This is a genomic window from Rhodococcus opacus, assembly GCF_012396235.1.
Taxonomy (GTDB): Bacteria; Actinomycetota; Actinomycetes; order Mycobacteriales; family Mycobacteriaceae; genus Rhodococcus_F; species Rhodococcus_F opacus.
Map to the genome: position 1 here is coordinate 101446 of NZ_JAAXPA010000015.1, position 18363 is coordinate 119808.

Below are 18363 nucleotides of genomic sequence, written 5' to 3' on the forward strand. Positions count from 1 at the left end.
CCGATGACCGAGTCACTCTCCCGCGGCGCCGAGATCGCCGTCATCGGCGCCGCGGGGAAGACCGGAGCCGCCGTCGTGGCGGCGCTCGAGGGGCTCGCCGACGTACGCCGGGTGGTGCACACCGCCCGGCGTCCCGGCGACTTCGCCGTCGACCTCGAAACGGGTACGGGACTGGACGAGGCGCTGTCGGGTTGCCGCGGCGTGTACTTCATCGCCCCCAACGTGCACCCCGACGAGCCGGCGCTGCTGCGGAACGCGATGGGCGCCGCAGCGTCGGTGGGCGTCGAGCATCTCGTCTACCACTCCGTGGCCTGGCCGTACACCCCGCTCATGCCCCACCACGTCGACAAGGCGCGGTGCGAGGACGCGCTCCGGACGTTCGGCGGGCTCCGGTGGACCGTCCTGCAGCCGTGCGCCTACGCCGAGAATTTCGCGGCCGTGCTGGCGGGCACGGCGACCACCGTCGAACTGCCCTACAGTCCCGACGCGGCGTTCTCGTTCGTCGCACTCGCGGACGTCGCGGAGGTGGCGGCCCGCATCCTCGCCGAGGGCGCGGACATCCACCACGGCGCCACCTACGAACTCGGCGGCCCGGAGGCCCTCAGCGTCCGGGATCTGTGCGACCGGTCGGGAGGGCCGGTGTCGGTGAACCAGGTGTCCGTCGACGAATGGATGTCGCGGCACGGGCGGAACCTGACGGACGACGGTCGCGCCCGGTTGGCCGCGATGTTCGAGTTCTACGATCGGTACGGGTTCCTCGCGGGCTGCGCGCTGCTCGAGTCGCTGCTCGGGCGTCCGCCCACCCCCGCCATGTGAGTGGCAAAGCGTGCTGGGGCACACTTTGCCACTCACCTGGGGTCAGACGCCGATCCGGCCGCCCGACTTCCACACCGCCACGACGGCGGGACGCGGCTGCGCGTCGCCGCCGTCGGGCCAGTGCGACGCCGGGTTGTCGGCGCTGGCGTCGTCCAGTTCCCCCGGGTGCTGCACGCACACCGTGACCCGCTCGTCGCCGACGATCGGACCGCACGTCTCGGCGCCCTTGGGCACGGTGAGGAACTGCTTGGTCTCCCCCCGGTTCGGGCCCTCGAGGACGACGCTGAACAGGCCGTCGTTGGACTTCAGCGCGTTGCCGTCGGTGGAGATCCACAGGTTGCCGTGCGGATCGAACGCCAGGTTGTCGGGGCAGGAGATCGGGCTGACGCTCTCCTTGTCGAAGCCGCCGAAGTAGGTGTCGGCCTCCTGCGGGTCACCGCAGACGAGCAGCAGGTTCCACGTGAACGCGGTGCCGGCGTGGTCGTCGGTGAGTTCGAGGACCTGGCCGTTCTTGTTGTTGTTCCGCGGGTTGGCCTCGTCGGCCGCTGCCGCCCCGTCGACGCCGCGCTTGGTGTTGTTGGTCAGCGCCACGTACACCTTGCCGGTCGTCGGGCTGGGTTCGAAGTCCTCGGGACGGTCCATCTTGGTGGCACCGACCTTGTCGCCGGCCTGACGGGTGAACACCGCCACCTCTTCGGCGCTCATGCCGTCGATGAGCGACTCACCCCGGCCGTCCTCACCGGTGCGCAGCAGCGGGATCCACTCGCCGGTGCCGTCGAACGTGCCGCTCGCCGGCAGCGCACCCGACCCGTCGATCTCGTCCGCCGAGTTGCCGCTGAACTTCGCGACGTACAGTGTGCCCGCGTCGAGCAGCGTCATGTTGTGGCGCACGGCGGCCTGACTCCTGCCGTCCATCACCTTGCGGCTGGAGACGAACTTGTACATGTAGTCGAAGCGCTCGTCGTCGCCGCTGTACGCCACGACGGTGCCGTCGTCGGTGACGTGGATGGTGGCGGCCTCGTGCTTGAACCGGCCCAGTGCCGTGTGCTTGACGGGTGCGGACGCCGCGTCCCACGGGTCGACCTCGACGACGTAGCCGAAGCGGTTGACCTCGTTCGGCTCCTGTATGAGGTCGAAACGCTTGTCGAACCGTTCCCACTTGCGCTCGGACGCAGCGCCTTCCACGCCGTACCGCTTCAGCCGTGCGGCAACGGCCGGATCGGTGACCAGTTCGGCGTTCGCGAAGTACTGGTTGAAGTTCTCCTCCCCCGACAGCACCGTTCCCCACGGTGTCACGCCACCCGAACAGTTGTTCAGTGTGCCGAGCACCTTCGTGCCCGTCGGGTCCGCGGACGTCTTCAGGAAGTCGCTGCCCGCGGCGGGACCGGTGACGACGAATTCCGTCGTCGCCGTGATGCGCCGGTTGTACGGTCCGAAGTCGGGAGTGAGCGTGCCCGAGGCGGATTCGCCCTTCACCTGCACCACGGACAGTCCGTGGGCGGCGAGCGCGGTCTGGAACTGCTCCGGTGACGGGTTCTCGGCGTCGTAGCCCTTGAACATGAACGGCTCGGTGGTGTACTCGTGGTTGACCACCAGCAGGAAGGTGTTCGGCTGGCCCTCGACAGGCAGGAGTCCGGCGAAGTCGTTGTTGAACCCGAACTGCTGCGCCTGCGCCTGCGCCGTCTGGTTGTCGAAGTCGAACGCGGGAGCCCCGGGCAGCACCGGGTCGCCCCAGCGGATCACCACGGCCTGCTCGTACCCTTCGGGGACGACGAGGGCGTCCTCGGTGTTGGGGGCGACGGCGTCGAAGTTCGTCCCGGCGGGCGCGGAACCGTCAGAACCGCCCGTGCCGGAGACGCTTCCGCTGCCGGAGTCGTCCGAGCAGGCCACCAGCGCACTGCCCGCGCCGACGGCGAGGACGGCCATCCCCGTCCCGCGCAGCATCCCGCGCCGCGACAGCGCGGTACGGGCGATGTCACGGAAGTACTCGCCGTGCGAGGTGTTGGGCACGTCGTGGGAGCACGCGTTTCCGCACTTGTACTGACAGGTGACGGACGCGCGCGAGGACACTCCGTCGTGATTGACGAACAGTGCGAGGGGTTTCAAGCTCACCGTGGCTCCCGATTCGAATGTGGACAACTCCGGCACCGTAGAAGTCGTAAGCGAGACGAAGGGAACATTTGTATGAACGTGTGGACAACGAGGGGAGCCTAAGTTCTGGCAGAAATTGCTCCTAGCCAGCAGCCCGGCAGCCGTGCACCATTGAAAGATGGACCCCGTCGAAGCGCTGCGGGAAATTGCGTTCTGGCTCGAGCGCTCGCGTGACGAGGCACCGAGGATCGCCGCATTCCGGCGGGCGGCCGACGTGCTGACGTACGCGGACGAGGACGCGCTGGCCGATCTGGAGGAGCGCGGCTGGGTGTCGCCGCCCGACATCGGGTCCGAGGCCGCGGCGATCATCCGTGAGTGCGCCGAGTCGGTGCCGCTGTACCTGACGTACCTGCGCAATGCGGCCGAGCCGATCGGCCTCGGCGGCACGGAGCTGCTCGACGCGCTCCGCGGCGACCTGCACACCCATTCCGACTGGTCGGACGGCCGGTGCCCGATCCGGGAGATGATGCGCCGCGCGGCCGCCCTGGGCCACGAGTACTGCGCGATCACCGATCACTCGCCGCGACTGACGGTCGCGAACGGGATGTCGTCGGAGCAGCTGCTCTCCCAGCTGAGCGTCGTCGCCGAACTGAACGCGGAGCTCGCGCCGTTCCGCGTGCTGACCGGCATCGAGGTCGACATCCTCGTAGACGGCTCCCTCGACCAGGACGACGACCTGCTCGCCGACCTGGACATCGTGGTGGCCAGCGTGCACTCGCACCTGGACACCGACCGGGCGACGACGACCAAGCGGATGCTGCAGGCCGTGAAGTCCCCGCACGTCGACGTCCTCGGGCACTGCACCGGCCGGCTCGTCGAGGGTGCGCGGGGGCCGCGGCCCGAATCGAAGTTCGACGCGGAACGGGTATTCGAGGCGTGCCGCGAGTACGGCACCGCGGTCGAGATCAACTCCCGCCCCGAGCGCCGCGACCCGCCGGGACGCCTGATCGACCTCGCGCTGAACAGCGGGTGCAAGTTCTCCATCGACACCGACGCGCACACCACCGGTCAGCTCGCCTGGCAGGGCTACGCCTGCGAGCGCGCCGCCGAACGCGGAGTCGAGCCGTCGGACGTGATCAACACCCTGCCCGTCGCCGAGTTGCTGGAGTGGGCCGGAACACCGATTCGGCAATGATCCGCGTCGGCGTGGGGGCGTTCGTCGTCGTGGCTCTGCTGGTCGCCGCCGTGTGGGTGTTGCAGCGACGACTGATCTATTACCCCGACCCCTCCCCGGTGCCGCCCGCGGACCGGCTGATCGCCGGGGCCGAGGACGTCACGCTGACCACGTCGGACGGCCTCGAACTCGGCGCCTGGTACGTCCCACCCGCGAGCGGGGATCCGCTGATGACCGTGCTCGTGGCCGCCGGGAACGCCGGCAACAGGGCCGACCGGGCGCTGCTGGCGTCGGACCTCGCCGCCGCCGGTTTCGCCTCGCTGCTCTTCGACTACCGCGGGTACGGCGGCAACCCCGGTCACCCCAGCGAGGACGGGCTGGCACTCGACGTCCGGGCGGCCCGCCGATACCTTGTCGACGAGCGTCGCGTGCCGGCGGAGCGGCTGCTCTACTTCGGGGAAAGCCTCGGCACCGGCGTCGTCACCGAACTCGCCACCGAGCATCCACCGGCGGGCCTGCTGCTCCGGTCGCCGTTCGTCGACCTCGCGTCCGTCGGCGCAGCGCACTACCCGTTCCTGCCGGTCCGGCTGCTGCTGCGCGATCGATTCCCCGTCGCGGAGTACGTCGCACGCATCGATGTGCCCACCACCGTCGTCTACGGCACCGCCGACATCGTCGTCCCACCGGAGCAGAGTGCACGCGTGGCCGATGCGGCGCTCGGCCCGGTGGAAACGGTCGTGCTGGCCGGGGCGGGACACAACGACGACGTGATGTTCGGCGGCGCGGAGATCGTCCGCGCCACCGCCGATCTGGCCGCGAGGGCGCTCCGCGCCCCGTGAGTGGTTGACGAGTCTCTGCACTCGCGGGCCACGCACAGGCGCGTCAGCGCACGATGACGACGTCCAGCGTCCGCGGACCGTGGACGCCCTCGACGCGGTTGAGTTCGATGTCGCTGGTGGCGCTGGGACCGCTGATGAACGTCAGCGGCTTGGTCGCGTCGAGGGTCTGGAAGGCCTGCGGCACGGTGTCGACGATCTGATCGGTGCGCACGATGCAGATGTGGTGATCCGGGACCAGGGTCAGCGCCCGCCGCCCCTGACCGGCGCCGCCGTCGAGCACGATCGTCCCGGTGGCGGCGATCCCGAGGGTGCAGCCGGTGACGACCACGTCGAGCGCGTCGAGTTCGAGCGTCGACAGTTCGGCGGGTTCCCCGTCGACGACGACGTCACGTCGCGGCCGCCACGACAGCGGCAGGTCCGGCGGGACGACGGCGCGCGCCCCCTCCGCGATCAGCCCGGTGACGACCTCGGCGACCGTCCCCTCCTCGGCGCGGTGGACCTGCGCGCGGTAGTCGTCGACGGTGTGGGCGAAGAACTCGACGTCCCCGGGTCCCGACGCGGGCTGCCGGTGGTAGTCGCGGGGAACGGGTTCGGGGGCGGGCGCTTCGGCGAGCGCCGACCGGATCCGGGTCAGGATCTCTTCGCGTGCGGTCATCGTGTCGTGTCCTCGTGAGTGCGGGCCCACCATTGTCGGAAGGTCTCCTTCGGCGGTGAGGGGAGGTCGCGGCTCGCGGTCCACTTCGACCCCGGGTACGGCAGCGACGTGATGCGCCCCTTCTTGCCGCCCAGCACCCGGCCGATCTTGGACGCCGTCTCGGCGGCGGCGAACCGCTTCTCCGACCCCATCACGAAGCCCGCGGCCTTCATCGCGAGGTCCTGGCCGCCCGGAAGTCCGTGCCGCTCGGAGTCGACCTGTTCCGCGCGCAGGTGCACCAGGATGCTGGGGATGTCGATGCGCACCGGGCAGGCATCGAAGCAGGCGCCGCACAGCGTCGACGCGAACGGCAGCGAGGCATTCGGGTCGTCGTGACCGGTGGTCCCGGTGAGTTGCGGGCTGAGGATCGCGCCGATCGGGCCGGGGTACACCGACCCGTACGCGTGACCGCCCGCCCGCTCGTAGACGGGGCACACGTTCAGGCAGGCGCTGCAGCGGATGCAGTGGAGCGCCGAACGCCCGACCTCGTCGGCGAGCACGTTGGTGCGACCGTTGTCGAGGAGGACGACGTGGAAGTTCTGCGGGCCGTCGCCGGGATGCACCCCGGTCCACATGGAGGTGTACGGGTTCATCCGCTCGGCGGTGGACGACCGCGGCAGCAGTTGCATGAACACCTCCAGGTCGGTGAACGTCGGGACCAGTTTCTCGATGCCCATGAGGGTGATGAGGGTGTCGGGGAGGGTGAGGCACATCCGCCCGTTGCCCTCCGACTCCACCACCGCGAGGGTCCCGGTTTCCGCGACCCCGAAGTTCGCGCCGCTGATCGCCACCTTCGCGGAGAGGAACTTTCGCCGAAGATGCGCCCGCGCGGCCATCGCCAGCGCCCGCGGGTCGTCGGTGATGTCCTTGTCGATGCCGGGCATCGATTTCAGGAAGATCTCGCGGATCTCGGCACGGTTGCGGTGGATGGCGGGAACGAGGATGTGGCTCGGCTTGTCCTCGCCGAGTTGGACGATGAGTTCGGCGAGGTCGGTTTCGATCGCCGCGATCCCGTTCTCCTCGAGGTGCTCGTTGAGGCCCGTCTCCTGAGTGGCCATCGACTTGACCTTCACGACCTCGTCCGAGCCGGTGGCCCGCACGAGGTCGGTGATGATCCGGTTCGCCTCCTCCGAGTCGCGCGCCCAGTGGACGGTGCCGCCGCGGGCGGTGACGTTCTCCTCGAACTGCACGAGCAGTTCGGGGAGCCGCGCCATCACGTCCGCCTTCAGGGCGCTGCCCGCCCGGCGCAGTTCCTCCCAGTCGTCGACCTCGGCGACCGCGGCGATGCGCTTGTTGCGGATGGTGGTGGTGGCCGCGCCGAGATTGGCGCGCAGCTGGGTGTCCGCGAGTGATTTCCGCGCCGCGTCGGGGAAAGATTCTGTGCCCCGGATGTTTCCGGTGCCCGCATGGAAGGTGGGTGAGCCGAGGAACGTGGTCATGCGTTGCTCCCGATCTTCTCGGTGCTCGCCAGGATCTCGGCGAGATGGACGGTTCGGACCCCGCTGCGCAGCCGGGACAGTCCGCCGCCGATGTGCATCAGACAGGACGAGTCGCCGGCGCTGCACACCTCGGCGCCCGTGCTCAGGACGTTGCCCATCTTGTCGGCGAGCATCGCGGTCGACGTCTCGGAGTTCTTCAGCGCGAACGTTCCGCCGAAACCGCAACAGGATTCGGCCGCGGGGAGCTCGATCAGCGTCATCCCCCGCACCGCGCGAAGCAGCTGCAGCGGCTTGTCGGCGACGCGCAGCATCCGCAGCGAATGGCACGTCGGGTGGTACGTCACCCGGTGGGGGTAGTAGGCGCCGACGTCGGTGACACCGAGGACGTCGACGAGCAGTTCCGACAGCTCGTACGTCCGGGACGCGACCTCCTCGGCGCGCGTCGCGAGCGATTCGTCGCCGTACCGGCGGGCGACCATCGCATGCTGGTGCCGGACGGATCCGACGCAGGAACCGGACGGCGCCACCGCGACGTCCCAGGACGGTCCGCTCTCGAACGCCTCCACGTGGTGACGGACGAGCGGCAGCGCCTCGGCCTGGTAGCCGGTATTGACGTGCATCTGCCCGCAGCACGTCTGCTTCGGCGGGAACACGACCTCGTGGCCGAGCCGCTCGAGGAGACGGACCGTCGACTCAGCGGATTCGGGGAACAGGGCATCCGCCAGGCACGTGGCGAACAGGGCGATTCTCATCGGGTACTCCAACCGGGCTGGGCTGTGGTCTGACCACAGTAGCGCACTGTGGTCAGACCACACCAGGTAAACTTTGATCGTGCGCACACACGAGGTCGTCCTGCACCGCATCGAGCAGGATCTGGCGGCCGGCAAACTCACCGTCGGCGGTCGCCTGCCGGCCGAACGCGCACTCGCGGAGGAACTCGGCGTCGGACGCTCGTCCGTCCGCGAGGCCATGCGCGTGCTCGAGGCGATGGGCATCGTCCGCACCGCCGTCGGGTCCGGACCGGACGCAGGCGCGATCGTGGCCGCCGACCCGGCCGCATCCATCGGCGCGGCCCTCCGACTGCACATGGCGACGCGCACGCTGCCCATCCGCGACGTGGTCCAGACGCGAACGCTGCTCGAGTCGTGGGCGGTGCAGGAAGCCGCCGGGCAGGCCCGCGACCTCGACTTCTCGGCCATCGACACACTGCTCGACGCAATGGACGACGAGGGGCTCTCACCCGAGGCGTTCCACCGGCTCGACGCCGACCTGCACGTCGCGATGGCCGGACTCGCGGGCAACGTCCTCGTCGAGGCGATGATGGTTTCGCTCCGCGACTCCATTCACGGCTACGTCATGCAGGCCGTTCCGCTCCTCGACGACTGGCCTGCGGTCGCGACCCACCTCCGCTGCGAGCACCGCGGCATCGTCGCCGCCCTTCGTGACGGACACGGCGCCGAGGCCGCCGGCCTGGTACGGGAGCACATCGAGGGCTTCTACGGGCGTTTCGCACCCGTGCGTGGGTGACGTGTAGAGGCGGGCGGCGATTGGGCGAGTACAGCATCGGCACCGCCGCCGAGTTGGAGAGGTGACCAGACCAGTGATCCGTCGTGTCGCTGGTGCTCGAAGCTAGGATCGTGTGACACAAGCGGCAACACCATGCAGTTCGCGGGCGTGGTTTCGTGGGGAGAATCGGGCCATGGCGGACGAGCAGCGCAAGACGGTCGGTGTCTTGTCGCGCGCATTCGCCATCATCGACGCCGTCGAGTTACGACCGATGATCACCAGCGAGCTTGCGCGCACTGTCGGCTTGTCGAAGTCGACCACCCAACGTCTCGTGGCCGAGCTCGCGCACTATGGCTACCTGCGGCGAGATGCCGAGGGCCGATACTGGCTCGGGTATCGCTTCACTGCGGCGGGGATGACTGATATCGCCATGCCGGTGCTTCGGGAGCTGAGCGAGGGCACCGGTGAGTCCTCGCAGTTGTGGGTCCGGCGCGGTGACCTGCGCTTGTGCGCCGCCAGTGTCGAATCGTCGAACGAACTACGGGCCACCATGCCGGTCGGCACCACATTTCCGCTGGCGGAAGGGTCGAGCGGTCACGTGCTGGCCGGCGATTTCGACAACGACCCCGTCGCGCGACGCCGCGGCTGGTGGCAGACGCTCTCCGAGCGGGTTCCCGGCCTCGGCTCGGTCAGTGCACCGGTACGAGTACACGGCGAGATCGTCGCGTCGGTATGCGTGTCGGGCCCACTGCACCGGCTCGGTGACGATCCCGGCCCCCGCCTCGGTCCCTCGGCCATCGACGCCGCTCATCGCATCGAAAAGTCACTTCTCGACTCCTGACCCGGACGCCGGCTCGCCGCGGCGGGTGCGTCTCTTCTTGTCGTCTCGACCTGTGCCGGCCGGCATGCATCGTTGCGCTCTGTGACCCGGAGCACTATGGTTGCCCCATTATTCGGGCCACAATGACCCAAATAATGGGTCATCACGAAGGTTGATCGCATCGCCGACAGGAATCGGAGCGTCATGAACAACGCCACCACAGGTCCGCTCGACGGCATCACTGTCCTGGAACTGGGCAACTTCATCGCAGCGCCCTTCGCGACTCGGCTGCTGGCTGATTTCGGCGCCGAGGTCATCAAGATCGAACGTCCCGACGGTGGTGACGAGCTGCGCGGTTGGCGTCGCAGCAGGGGCACCACCTCGATGATGTATCGCACCATCGCCCGCAACAAACGATCGGTGACGCTCGATTTGAAGAGCGCCGAGGGGCAGCAGCTGGTGCTCGACCTGGCCACCAACGTCGATGTCGTGATCGAGAACTTTCGCCCCGGCACACTCGAACGCTGGAACATCGGACCCGAACAGTTACAGGCAGCCAACCCGGACATCGCCCTGGTCCGGATCTCCGGCTACGGCCAGAACGGCCCCTATGCGCAGCGCGCCGGCTTCGGTGGCGTCGCTGAGGCGTTCGGTGGGTTGCGGTATGTGACCGGCTATCCCGACCGTGAGCCGGTGCGTCCGGCAGCACCGCTGGGCGACACCCTCGCCGGTCTCTACGGCGCGGTCAGCGCGTTGATGATGCTTCTGGCCAAAGCCCGCGGCGGCGACCACCCGCGACCCAAGGTCGCCGACGTCGCACTCTACGAATCGGTCTTCATGGCGATGGAGTCGCTGACCGCTGACTTCGACGCCTATGCCATGGTGCGCGAGCGCACCGCCGGCAATCTTCCCGGTGTGGTGCCCAGCGGCTCCTACCCGTGTGCCGACGGCTCGGTTCTGATCGCCGGGAACGCCAGCGGAGTCTTCGCCAGGCTGATGAACGCCGTCGGCCGCCCGGACCTGGCGAGTGATCCCGACCTGGTCGACGGCACCAAACGCTACCTACGGGAAGACGTTCTCGACGAGGCGATCGTGGCATGGACGACGACCAGATCCACGAGAGACGTGGTCACCGAACTGTCCGACGCCGGTGTCCCGGCAAGCGACGTCTACGACGCTGCCCGCATCGTCTCCGACGAGCACTATCTGGCCCGCGGGATGATCCAGCCGTTCAAGGTCGACGTCGAAGACGGCTCGTCCGAGGAGGTGCGCTTCCCCGGCGTGGTACCTCAGTTCGACGGCCAGGCAACGAAAGTCGGATGGTTGGGGCCTGATCTCGGTGCCGACACCGAGCCGGTACTGGGCCGGATGCTGGGCCTGACGCCCGAGCGCCTGAACGCACTGCGCACGGCAGGCGTCATCTGACCCGCGGGCTTCCGCCGCCCCTCTGCTCCCTGGTGCAGCCGCACCTTTCCCGTTTGCCCCGCACGGAAAGAACACGGTCCCATGGTCTACGCCATCTCCATCCTCGCCCTCGTACTGATCTTCACCATCGCCACCAAGGTGCCGATCAACATGGGCATCCTCGCCTTCGCCGGCGCCTTCCTCGTCGGCGGATGGGTGTCGGGGATCCCGATCGACGACATCGTCGACGCATTTCCCGGTGACATCTTCCTGATCGTCGCCGGCATCACCCTGCTGTTCGCCATCGCCAAGGCCAACGGCACCATCAACATCATCGTCGAATCGGCCCTACGCCTGGTCCACGGACGGCGCTGGGCGCTGGTGTGGATGATGTTCCTGCTCTCCGGCGCGCTGATGGCCCTGGGATCACCGATGGCGGCAGGCATGCTCGCCCCCATCGCCATGCGGCTGGCCGGGAAAAAGAAGATCAACCCCCTGCTGATGGGCATGGCCATCAACCACGGCGCTCTGGGATGCGCGTTCTCGCCCATCACGATCTACGGTGCCTTCGTCAACGGATTGATCAAATCCGCCGGGTACGAGGCGAACCCGATGCTGCTGTTCATCGTTCCCTTCGCACTGAACACCCTGTTCCTCGCCGTACTGTTCGCCATCTACGGCCGCGACCTGCTCCACGAGCTGCCCGAAGACCGTGACGAGATCACCGGCGCCAGCGCAGGCGCACCGACCCGCCCCCATCCCAGCCCGGGATCTGGCACCGCCTCCGCGACCGCCGTCCTGCCCGACGTCGACGTCATCGGCCACACCCCGTTCAACCGGGAACGGGTCGCGACGCTCATCGGAATCCTGCTCCTGGCAGTAGGTTCGGTGGCCTTCAACGTCGACGTCGGAGTCAGCTCGATCTGTATCAGCACGGTCCTGCTGCTGATGGCCCCGAAGAAGATGCCCCGGATCGAAGACAAGGTGGCGTGGCCGGCCGTCGTGCTGGTGTGCGGCATGCTCACCTACATGACGGTGCTCAAACAAAACGGCACCCTCGACTTCCTCGGCGACGCCGCCACCCACCTCGGCTCCCCTCTCGCCGCCGCGCTGATCCTGCTGTACGCCGCCGCGATCATCTCCGCGGTCGGCTCCTCGATCGGCACCCTGGGCATCGCGCTGCCGCTGGCCGCACCCATGCTCGCCGCCGGGGAACTCGGCGCGCTGGGATTCATCATCGCGCTGGCCTTCGCCTCCACCGTCGTCGACGTCAGCCCCTTCGCCACGAACGGATCCATCGTGGTGGCCGAGGCCGACGTCGAAGACCGTCAACGGTTCCAGCGCAGCGTCCTGGCCTACTGCGGCCTGGTCGTGCTCCTCGCCCCGCTGGTGGCCTGGGCCCTGATCGTCGTTCCCACCTCGCTCTGACCCCCTGCCCTCTCGAGAAGGTTCTCGCATGCCCGTCACCATCACCGACGTCGTCCTGCGCGACGGTCTACAGGACGAGAACGTCCTCGTCGCCACCGACGACAAACTCACCATCGCCGACGCGCTGGTGGCAGCCGGAGTCCGGCAGATCGAAGCCGTGTCCTTCGTCTCGCCCACCCGCGTTCCTCAGATGGCCGACGCCGACGCACTCATCGCCCGGTTGCAGCCCTACCGCGCCACCACACAGGTCAGCGCGTTGGCACTGAACGCCACCGGGGTCCACCGTGCAGTGGCAGCCGGAGTCGACGTCGTGCACATCGCGGCATCGGCCAGTTCCGCACACAGCCGAGCGAACGCCGGCAAGTCTGCTGCACAGGCCCTCGAGGACCTGTCCCAGGCGGTGGCCCGCTACCCGGAGCAACGGTTCCTCGGCGGGATATCCACCGCATTCGTCTGCCCGTTCGAGGGAACCGTCTCACCCACCCGGTTGGTAGAGGTCGCCGAACAGTTCGCAGCCATGGGGATACGCGCCCTGGGGCTGGCCGACACCCTGGGCACCGCCACCACCGAGCACGTGCTCACCGCGGTGGGCGCCGTGTGCGAAGCACTGCCCGACATCACCATCGGACTGCATCTGCACAACGCCGACGGCCAAGCGCTCACCACCGCCCTGCAGGCGGCACGCCATCTGGGGATCGCACACTTCGACAGCGCGGTCGGCGGATACGGCGGGTGCCCCTTCGCGCCGGGCGCACACGGCAACCTCGCGACCGAGGAGCTGGTCGCGCATTTTCACAGTCATGATGTGGAAACCGGCATCGATCAGGCGCAGGTCAGCGCCGCAGCATCGTTGGTCAAGCGTGTCCTCGCAGCCTCACCGCAGCTCTCGCGCTTCGCGCCCGTGCGTGGTTGAGGAGTCTCTGGACTCGTCAACCGCTCACGGGGCGGTACGCCCCCAGGATCTGCGCCTCGGCGTCTTCGAGGTAGGTCTTGAGTAGCTGACCTGCGGCTTCGGTGTTGCCCGCGACCAGTGCGTCGTAGATCTCGTGATTGCGGGTGAGGTACGGGCCGTGGAATCGGTGGGCGTCGTCCATGACGTGGAAGACGAGTCGCGCCTCGTTCCACACGCTGCGCATGAGTTCGTCGATGCGATTGCTGTTGTTGAGGCTCGCGAGGGCGCTGTGGAAGTGGATGTCCGCGGTGCCGACTCCGGTCCAGTCCTCGACGGCGTACCGCTCGTCGGCCAGGTCCAGGGCCTCGGCCACGCGCGACAGGTCGCCTGTGGCGGGGTCGAATCCGTTGACGCCCGCGCATTCGACGACGCGGCGGCAGATGTACAGCTCGGTGATGTCCTCGGCCGTGGGCACGCGGACGAAGACGCCGCGGTTGAGTTCGTGCGCGACCAGTCGGTCTTCGATCAGGATCTGGAAGGCCTCGCGCACCGTGTTGCGGGAGACGTCGAGGGCGGCGCAGATGTCGGGTTCGGAGAGACGCGCCCCTGGTCGGAACGTTCCGTCGATGATCGCGTCCCGCAGAATGCCGGCCACCCGGGTGGTCCTGCTGGTGCGTTCGAGCAGGCCGCGGTGAGCGGCCAGGCGGGAATGCGCATCGCCGCGAAGGGCATTCGAGCTGGTCAAGTCCACTCCTCAGGTTTTGATCTCGACCGCAATCATAGTTGTGAGCTCGGTTCCGCGATGAATTCCATGTTAAACGATCCTCTCAGGGTATTGCAGGATCGTTGAACGATTTGTACCGTGATGGGAGTTACACCGTTTCTTCCGGCAGTTACATCCCTTCTTCAGGCGAGGTGCCATGACCACAGATACACAGACCGAGGTCGCGCAGGCGCGCCCCTTCGACTGGTTCCGCACCCTCGGGCCGAAGGGAAAGAGAGCCTTCATCGGCGCGTTCGGCGGGTACGGACTCGACTCCTACGACTTTCAGGTCCTCCCGCTCGGCCTCGCGGCCATCGCCGCCTACTTCGGCCTCACCACCGGACAGGCTGGCCTGCTGACGACGGTGACGCTGGTCGTGTCCGCGCTCGGCGGTGCCCTCGCCGGCATCCTCGTCGACAAGATCGGCCGGGTCCGCACCCTGCAGGTCACGGTCGCGACGTACACGATCTTCACGGTGCTGTGCGGCTTCGCGCAGAACTTCGAGACGCTGCTCGTCTTCCGCGCCTTCCAGGGCCTCGGCTTCGGCGGCGAGTGGGCGGCGGGTGCGATTCTCGTGGCCGAATACGCCCGGGCCGAGTACCGGGGCCGGGCCGTGGCGTTCGTCCAGAGCGCGTGGGCAGTGGGCTGGGCGCTGGCGGTGATCGTCTACACGGTCGTCTTCCAGCTGTTCGATCCCGACGTCGCGTGGCGAGTGCTGTTCTTCACCGGTGTCCTGCCCGCGTTCCTCATCATCTGGGTTCGCCGGAATCTGAAGGATCCCGAGGTCGTCACGAAACGTCGTGAGTCCGCCGGCAAGGAGACCGGCTCGTTCGCCGCGATCTTCCGCGGCGGACTGCTCAAGACCACCGTGCTCGCGTCGCTGCTCGCCACCGGCGTGCAGGGCGGCTACTACACGCTGGCGTCCTGGCTGCCCACATTCCTGAAGACCTCGCGCGGACTCGACGTCGTCGGCACCGGCGGCTACCTCGCCATCCTGATCTCGGGTGCGTTCCTCGGCTACGTCAGCGGCGGCATCCTCACCGACAAGCTGGGACGCAAGCGGACCATGCAGCTGTTCGCGGCACTGTCGGCCGTCTTCATGGTGGGCTACACCCAGGTGCCCGAGGGCGCGAACATGTTGATCCTCATCCTGGGCTTCCCCCTCGGCTTCTGCACGTCGGCGATCTTCAGTGGATTCGGATCGTTCCTGTCCGAGCTGTACCCGACGCAGTCCCGCGGCACGGGCCAGGGCTTCACGTACAACTTCGGCCGCGCGGTCGGCGCCGTGTTCCCGGCGGTCGTCGGTTTCCTGGCGGCCACCCAGCTGGGTATCGGCGGCGCGATGATCTTCGGTGCGCTCGGATACGCCATCGCCGTCTTCGCCCTGTTCTTCCTCCCCGAGACCCGCGGGATCCAACTTGACTGACTCACCGGCCGACCTCCGCTCCGCGTTCCGTTCGGGACGCGTCACCCCGACCGCCGGTCTGGCGCCCGGATTCGCCCAGACGAATCTCATCGCCGTACCGGAGGACTGGGCCTACGATGTCCTGCTGTTCACGCAGCGGAACCCCAAGCCGTGCCCCGTCCTCGACGTCGGCGACGTCGGCTCCCGCAAGACGATGCTCGCCCCCGGCGCCGACATCACCACGGACCTGCCGCTGTACCGGGTGTGGAAGGACGGCGAACTGGCCGACGAGACCGCGGACGTGTCGGGGTTGTGGCGGGACGACCTCGTGGCCTTCCACATCGGGTGCAGCTTCACGTTCGAGCACCCGGTGGCCGCTGCCGGGGTCCCGCTGCGGCACGTCGAGCAGGGCAGCAACGTCCCGATGTACGTGACCAACCGTGAGTGCAGGCCCGCAGGCCGGATGAGCGGACCGATGGTGGTGTCGATGCGACCCGTTCCCGAACATCAGGTGGCCCTCGCCGCGTCGATCTCGGCGCGGATGCCTGCCGTCCACGGTGGGCCCGTGCACATCGGCGATCCCGCGGAACTCGGCATCGCCGATGTCGCGGCCCCCGACTTCGGTGATCCGGTGAATTTCGAGCCCGGTGACGTGCCGGTGTTCTGGGCCTGCGGGGTGACCCCGCAGGCGGCGGCGATGGCGTCCCGGTTGCCGTTCGCGATCACCCATGCGCCCGGGTACATGCTGATCACCGACACCCCGGACAGCGAGTACGTCCTGGAGGTTCCCGATGCGCGTTGATCTGAACTGCGACCTCGGTGAGGGTTTCGGGCAGTGGACCCTGGCGGACGACGAGGCCCTCCTCGACATCGTCACCAGCGCGAACATCGCGTGCGGTTTTCACGCGGGGGATCCGATGATCATCCGCCGGGCCTGCGAGGGTGCGGCCGAGCGCAACGTCGCGATCGGTGCGCACGTGGGTTTCCGGGATCTCGCCGGATTCGGCCGTCGGGAACTTTCGGTGTCGCCGGCGGATCTGCGCGACGAGACGCTGTACCAGATCGGCGCGCTCGCCGGGTTCGCACGTGCCGCCGGGTCCCGTGTGTCGTACGTCAAACCGCATGGTGCGCTCTACAATTCCGCCGCGCTCGACTGTGGGCGGGCCGAGGCGATCGCGTCGGCCATCGACCGGTTCACCGAACCGCTCGCGCTGATGGGCCCACCCGGCTCGCAGTTGCAGCGCGCGGCGGAAACCCACGGCATCGAATTCGTCGCCGAGGGTTTCGCCGACCGCCGCTACACCGCCGCGGGCACGTTGACCCCGCGCTCGGTGACCGGCGCCGTCATCGACGATCCCGACGTCGCCGCCGCCCAGGCCGTGCGCATGGTGTCGAGCGGAACGGTGGAGTCGATCGACGGTGACGACGTCGCGGTGTCGGTGCACAGCATCTGCGTGCACGGTGACTCGCCCGGATCCGTGCGCACGGCCCGCCAGGTCCGGCACGCCCTGGAGAGTGCCGACGTCACGCTCGGGGCCTTCGCATGACCACCCCGAGCGCCGGCACTCGAATCCTTCCGGCGGGCAACCGGGCCCTCCTCGTCGAACTGGAGTCGGAACCGTTCGTGGTGTCGCTGACCGAACGCCTCCGCCGCACCCCGGTCCCGGGTGTGGAGGACGTGCTTCCCGCGGCGCGGACGGTGCTCGTGACCACGACACCGCGGACCGACCTCGACGAGGTGCGCCGCGCGCTGCGGACGATGACCGTCGACCTCGAGGTCCACGAGGACAGCCGCGCATCCGAATCCGAGCCGGTCACCATCCCGGTCCGCTACGACGGCGCCGATCTCGCCGACGTCGCCGGCCATCTGCGGGTGAGCCGGGAGGACGTGATCGCTGCCCACACGGCGGCCACCTGGCGCTGTGTGTTCATCGGATTCGCACCGGGTTTCGCCTACCTGAGTTGCGGCGACGATCGGCTCACCGTGCCACGGCGGGCCCAGTCCCGCACCGTGGTGCCCGCCGGGTCCGTGGCCCTCGCGGGTGGCTACGGCGCGGTGTATCCCCGGTCTTCACCCGGCGGGTGGCAGATCATCGGAACGACGGACTCCCCGATGTGGAACCTCGACGCGAACCCTCCGGCGCTGCTGCAGCCGGGGCGTCGCGTCCGATTCGTCGACGAGGAAACACTGTGAGTGAACTCGAAGTACTCGAAACGGGTCCGCTCAGCCTGATCCAGGATCTGGGCCGCCCCGGCTACCTGAGTTCGGGTGTGGGCGTGTCCGGCGCCGCCGACCGCGGGTCCGCGAAGCTGGCCAATCGGCTGGTCGGGAACGACGAGAACAGCGCGTGCATCGAGGTGTTGATGGGCGGCCTCGCCCTCCGGGCGCCGCAGGTGACCATCGTCGCCGTCACCGGTGCACCCGCGACGGCGCTGCTCGACGGAATCCCGATGGGGCACGCGAGCGTCATCGTGATGCAGCCGGGACAGACGCTGCGCCTGCAGTACGCGCAGGTCGGCCTGCGCAGCTACGTCGGCGTCCGCGGTGGCGTCGCGGTGCCGGACGTGCTCGGCTCCCGCAGCACCGACACCCTATCCGGAATCGGTCCGGAAGCGTTGAAACCCAACGATGTTCTGCCCGTCGGGACCGCGGCGACGAACTTCCCGAACGTCGACGTCGCGCCCGTCCCCCCGATGGACGCGGGAACGCTATCGGTGCGGGTCATCGACGGCCCCCGCGACGACTGGTTCACCAACCCCGAAGCGTTGACCACGGGGGTGTGGGCCGTGTCCCCGGACACCGATCGCATCGGGGCGCGCCTGAACCGGCACGGCGACTCGCCGGCACTGGTGCGGACGTCCGAGGCCGAACTCCCCACCGAAGGTGTCGCGCTCGGCTCCATCCAGGTTCCGCCGAGCGGGCAGCCCGTCGTGTTCCTCGCGGACCATCCCATCTCGGGCGGGTATCCCGTCATCGGCGTCGTCGCGGACGAGGACATCGACCGGATCGCCCAGGCTCGACCCGGTCAACTGATTCGCTTCACCACTGCGTGATCGGCCTCGCTCCGATCCCACTACAGGAGATCACCCCA

General features: G+C 68.5%; 18 protein-coding genes. 13 read left to right on the plus strand and 5 right to left on the minus strand.

Annotated features, from left to right (window positions below):
• Nucleotides 1–3 precede the first annotated feature (3 nt).
• Nucleotides 4–816, plus strand: a complete 813-nt coding sequence (locus HGB39_RS20855; RefSeq protein WP_005571235.1) for an NmrA family NAD(P)-binding protein — start codon at nucleotides 4–6, stop codon at nucleotides 814–816.
• Nucleotides 817–858: 42 nt separating this feature from the next.
• On the opposite strand, the gene HGB39_RS20860 is transcribed toward HGB39_RS20855, so the two are convergent.
• Entirely contained in the window at nucleotides 859–2928 is a 2070-nt protein-coding gene (locus HGB39_RS20860) for a PhoX family protein (RefSeq protein ID WP_005571236.1), read from the minus strand.
• A 157-nt stretch (nucleotides 2929–3085) separates the two neighbouring features.
• Between HGB39_RS20860 and HGB39_RS20865 the strand changes: the two genes are divergently transcribed.
• A complete protein-coding gene (locus tag HGB39_RS20865) occupies nucleotides 3086–4102 on the plus strand; it encodes a PHP domain-containing protein (RefSeq protein WP_005571238.1) in 1017 nt (338 codons plus the stop codon).
• Entirely contained in the window at nucleotides 4099–4920 is an 822-nt protein-coding gene (locus HGB39_RS20870; RefSeq protein ID WP_043792365.1) for an alpha/beta hydrolase, read from the plus strand. Before HGB39_RS20865 ends, HGB39_RS20870 begins: the two co-directional genes overlap by 4 nt.
• Before the next feature lie 43 nt (nucleotides 4921–4963).
• Here HGB39_RS20870 and HGB39_RS20875 read toward each other — a convergent pair whose 3' ends face one another.
• From HGB39_RS20875 to HGB39_RS20885, 3 genes are read right to left on the minus strand one after another with little or no spacing between them, the layout of a single operon-like run.
• The gene (locus HGB39_RS20875) at nucleotides 4964–5575 is read right to left on the minus strand and encodes a LutC/YkgG family protein (RefSeq protein ID WP_005571240.1); all 612 of its coding nucleotides are present in this window, start codon (nucleotides 5573–5575) and stop codon (nucleotides 4964–4966) included.
• Nucleotides 5572–7053: a LutB/LldF family L-lactate oxidation iron-sulfur protein gene (locus HGB39_RS20880; protein WP_005571241.1), complete on the minus strand. Its 1482-nt coding sequence runs from the start codon at nucleotides 7051–7053 to the stop codon at nucleotides 5572–5574. Before HGB39_RS20880 ends, HGB39_RS20875 begins: the two co-directional genes overlap by 4 nt.
• Nucleotides 7050–7805 (minus strand): (Fe-S)-binding protein, encoded by a 756-nt coding sequence (locus tag HGB39_RS20885; RefSeq protein ID WP_043792367.1) that lies wholly within the window; start codon nucleotides 7803–7805, stop codon nucleotides 7050–7052. Before HGB39_RS20885 ends, HGB39_RS20880 begins: the two co-directional genes overlap by 4 nt.
• Before the next feature lie 79 nt (nucleotides 7806–7884).
• Here HGB39_RS20885 and HGB39_RS20890 point away from each other — a divergent pair, with 79 nt between their 5' ends.
• The 5 genes from HGB39_RS20890 to HGB39_RS20910 all read left to right on the plus strand — a co-directional run bounded on the left by HGB39_RS20890 (nucleotide 7885) and on the right by HGB39_RS20910 (nucleotide 13124).
• Nucleotides 7885–8580: a FadR/GntR family transcriptional regulator gene (locus HGB39_RS20890; protein ID WP_005571243.1), complete on the plus strand. Its 696-nt coding sequence runs from the start codon at nucleotides 7885–7887 to the stop codon at nucleotides 8578–8580.
• A gap of 172 nt (nucleotides 8581–8752) precedes the next feature.
• A complete protein-coding gene (locus tag HGB39_RS20895; RefSeq protein WP_005571245.1) occupies nucleotides 8753–9400 on the plus strand; it encodes an IclR family transcriptional regulator in 648 nt (215 codons plus the stop codon).
• A 183-nt stretch (nucleotides 9401–9583) separates the two neighbouring features.
• Nucleotides 9584–10804 carry a CaiB/BaiF CoA transferase family protein gene (locus HGB39_RS20900; RefSeq protein WP_005571247.1) on the plus strand — a complete coding sequence of 407 codons (1221 nt, stop codon included), beginning with the start codon at nucleotides 9584–9586 and terminating at the stop codon, nucleotides 10802–10804.
• Between the two features lie 81 nt (nucleotides 10805–10885).
• Entirely contained in the window at nucleotides 10886–12211 is a 1326-nt protein-coding gene (locus tag HGB39_RS20905) for an SLC13 family permease (protein WP_005571248.1), read from the plus strand.
• 28 nt (nucleotides 12212–12239) lie between these two features.
• On the plus strand, nucleotides 12240–13124 hold the full coding sequence (locus HGB39_RS20910) for a hydroxymethylglutaryl-CoA lyase (protein ID WP_005571251.1): 885 nt from the start codon (nucleotides 12240–12242) through the stop codon (nucleotides 13122–13124).
• Between the two features lie 16 nt (nucleotides 13125–13140).
• Here the strand turns inward: HGB39_RS20910 and HGB39_RS20915 are convergent, their stop codons facing one another.
• Complete coding sequence (locus tag HGB39_RS20915) at nucleotides 13141–13854, minus strand: GntR family transcriptional regulator (protein WP_005256056.1); 714 nt, start codon at nucleotides 13852–13854, stop codon at nucleotides 13141–13143.
• Between the two features lie 169 nt (nucleotides 13855–14023).
• Between HGB39_RS20915 and HGB39_RS20920 the strand changes: the two genes are divergently transcribed.
• From HGB39_RS20920 to HGB39_RS20940, 5 genes are read left to right on the plus strand one after another with little or no spacing between them, the layout of a single operon-like run.
• Nucleotides 14024–15292 carry an MFS transporter gene (locus HGB39_RS20920; RefSeq protein WP_005571253.1) on the plus strand — a complete coding sequence of 423 codons (1269 nt, stop codon included), beginning with the start codon at nucleotides 14024–14026 and terminating at the stop codon, nucleotides 15290–15292.
• Nucleotides 15285–16073, plus strand: a complete 789-nt coding sequence (locus HGB39_RS20925; protein WP_005571255.1) for a putative hydro-lyase — start codon at nucleotides 15285–15287, stop codon at nucleotides 16071–16073. Before HGB39_RS20920 ends, HGB39_RS20925 begins: the two co-directional genes overlap by 8 nt.
• A complete protein-coding gene (locus HGB39_RS20930; protein ID WP_005571257.1) occupies nucleotides 16063–16818 on the plus strand; it encodes a LamB/YcsF family protein in 756 nt (251 codons plus the stop codon). The genes HGB39_RS20925 and HGB39_RS20930 overlap by 11 nt, the downstream gene beginning before the upstream one ends.
• Nucleotides 16815–17465 carry a 5-oxoprolinase subunit B family protein gene (locus tag HGB39_RS20935; RefSeq protein WP_054247464.1) on the plus strand — a complete coding sequence of 217 codons (651 nt, stop codon included), beginning with the start codon at nucleotides 16815–16817 and terminating at the stop codon, nucleotides 17463–17465. The genes HGB39_RS20930 and HGB39_RS20935 overlap by 4 nt, the downstream gene beginning before the upstream one ends.
• A complete protein-coding gene (locus HGB39_RS20940; RefSeq protein ID WP_005570381.1) occupies nucleotides 17462–18325 on the plus strand; it encodes a 5-oxoprolinase subunit C family protein in 864 nt (287 codons plus the stop codon). The genes HGB39_RS20935 and HGB39_RS20940 overlap by 4 nt, the downstream gene beginning before the upstream one ends.
• Nucleotides 18326–18363 lie beyond the last annotated feature (38 nt).

Coding starts and splice junctions, on each gene's coding strand:
- HGB39_RS20855 (WP_005571235.1), top strand. CDS start 4: ATGACCGAGTCACTCTCCCGCGGCGCCGAGATCGCCGTCATCGGCGCC.
- HGB39_RS20865 (WP_005571238.1), top strand. CDS start 3,086: ATGGACCCCGTCGAAGCGCTGCGGGAAATTGCGTTCTGGCTCGAGCGC.
- HGB39_RS20870 (WP_043792365.1), top strand. CDS start 4,099: ATGATCCGCGTCGGCGTGGGGGCGTTCGTCGTCGTGGCTCTGCTGGTC.
- HGB39_RS20875 (WP_005571240.1), bottom strand. CDS start 5,575: ATGACCGCACGCGAAGAGATCCTGACCCGGATCCGGTCGGCGCTCGCC.
- HGB39_RS20880 (WP_005571241.1), bottom strand. CDS start 7,053: ATGACCACGTTCCTCGGCTCACCCACCTTCCATGCGGGCACCGGAAAC.
- HGB39_RS20885 (WP_043792367.1), bottom strand. CDS start 7,805: ATGAGAATCGCCCTGTTCGCCACGTGCCTGGCGGATGCCCTGTTCCCC.
- HGB39_RS20895 (WP_005571245.1), top strand. CDS start 8,753: ATGGCGGACGAGCAGCGCAAGACGGTCGGTGTCTTGTCGCGCGCATTC.
- HGB39_RS20900 (WP_005571247.1), top strand. CDS start 9,584: ATGAACAACGCCACCACAGGTCCGCTCGACGGCATCACTGTCCTGGAA.
- HGB39_RS20905 (WP_005571248.1), top strand. CDS start 10,886: ATGGTCTACGCCATCTCCATCCTCGCCCTCGTACTGATCTTCACCATC.
- HGB39_RS20910 (WP_005571251.1), top strand. CDS start 12,240: ATGCCCGTCACCATCACCGACGTCGTCCTGCGCGACGGTCTACAGGAC.
- HGB39_RS20920 (WP_005571253.1), top strand. CDS start 14,024: ATGACCACAGATACACAGACCGAGGTCGCGCAGGCGCGCCCCTTCGAC.
- HGB39_RS20930 (WP_005571257.1), top strand. CDS start 16,063: ATGCGCGTTGATCTGAACTGCGACCTCGGTGAGGGTTTCGGGCAGTGG.
- HGB39_RS20935 (WP_054247464.1), top strand. CDS start 16,815: ATGACCACCCCGAGCGCCGGCACTCGAATCCTTCCGGCGGGCAACCGG.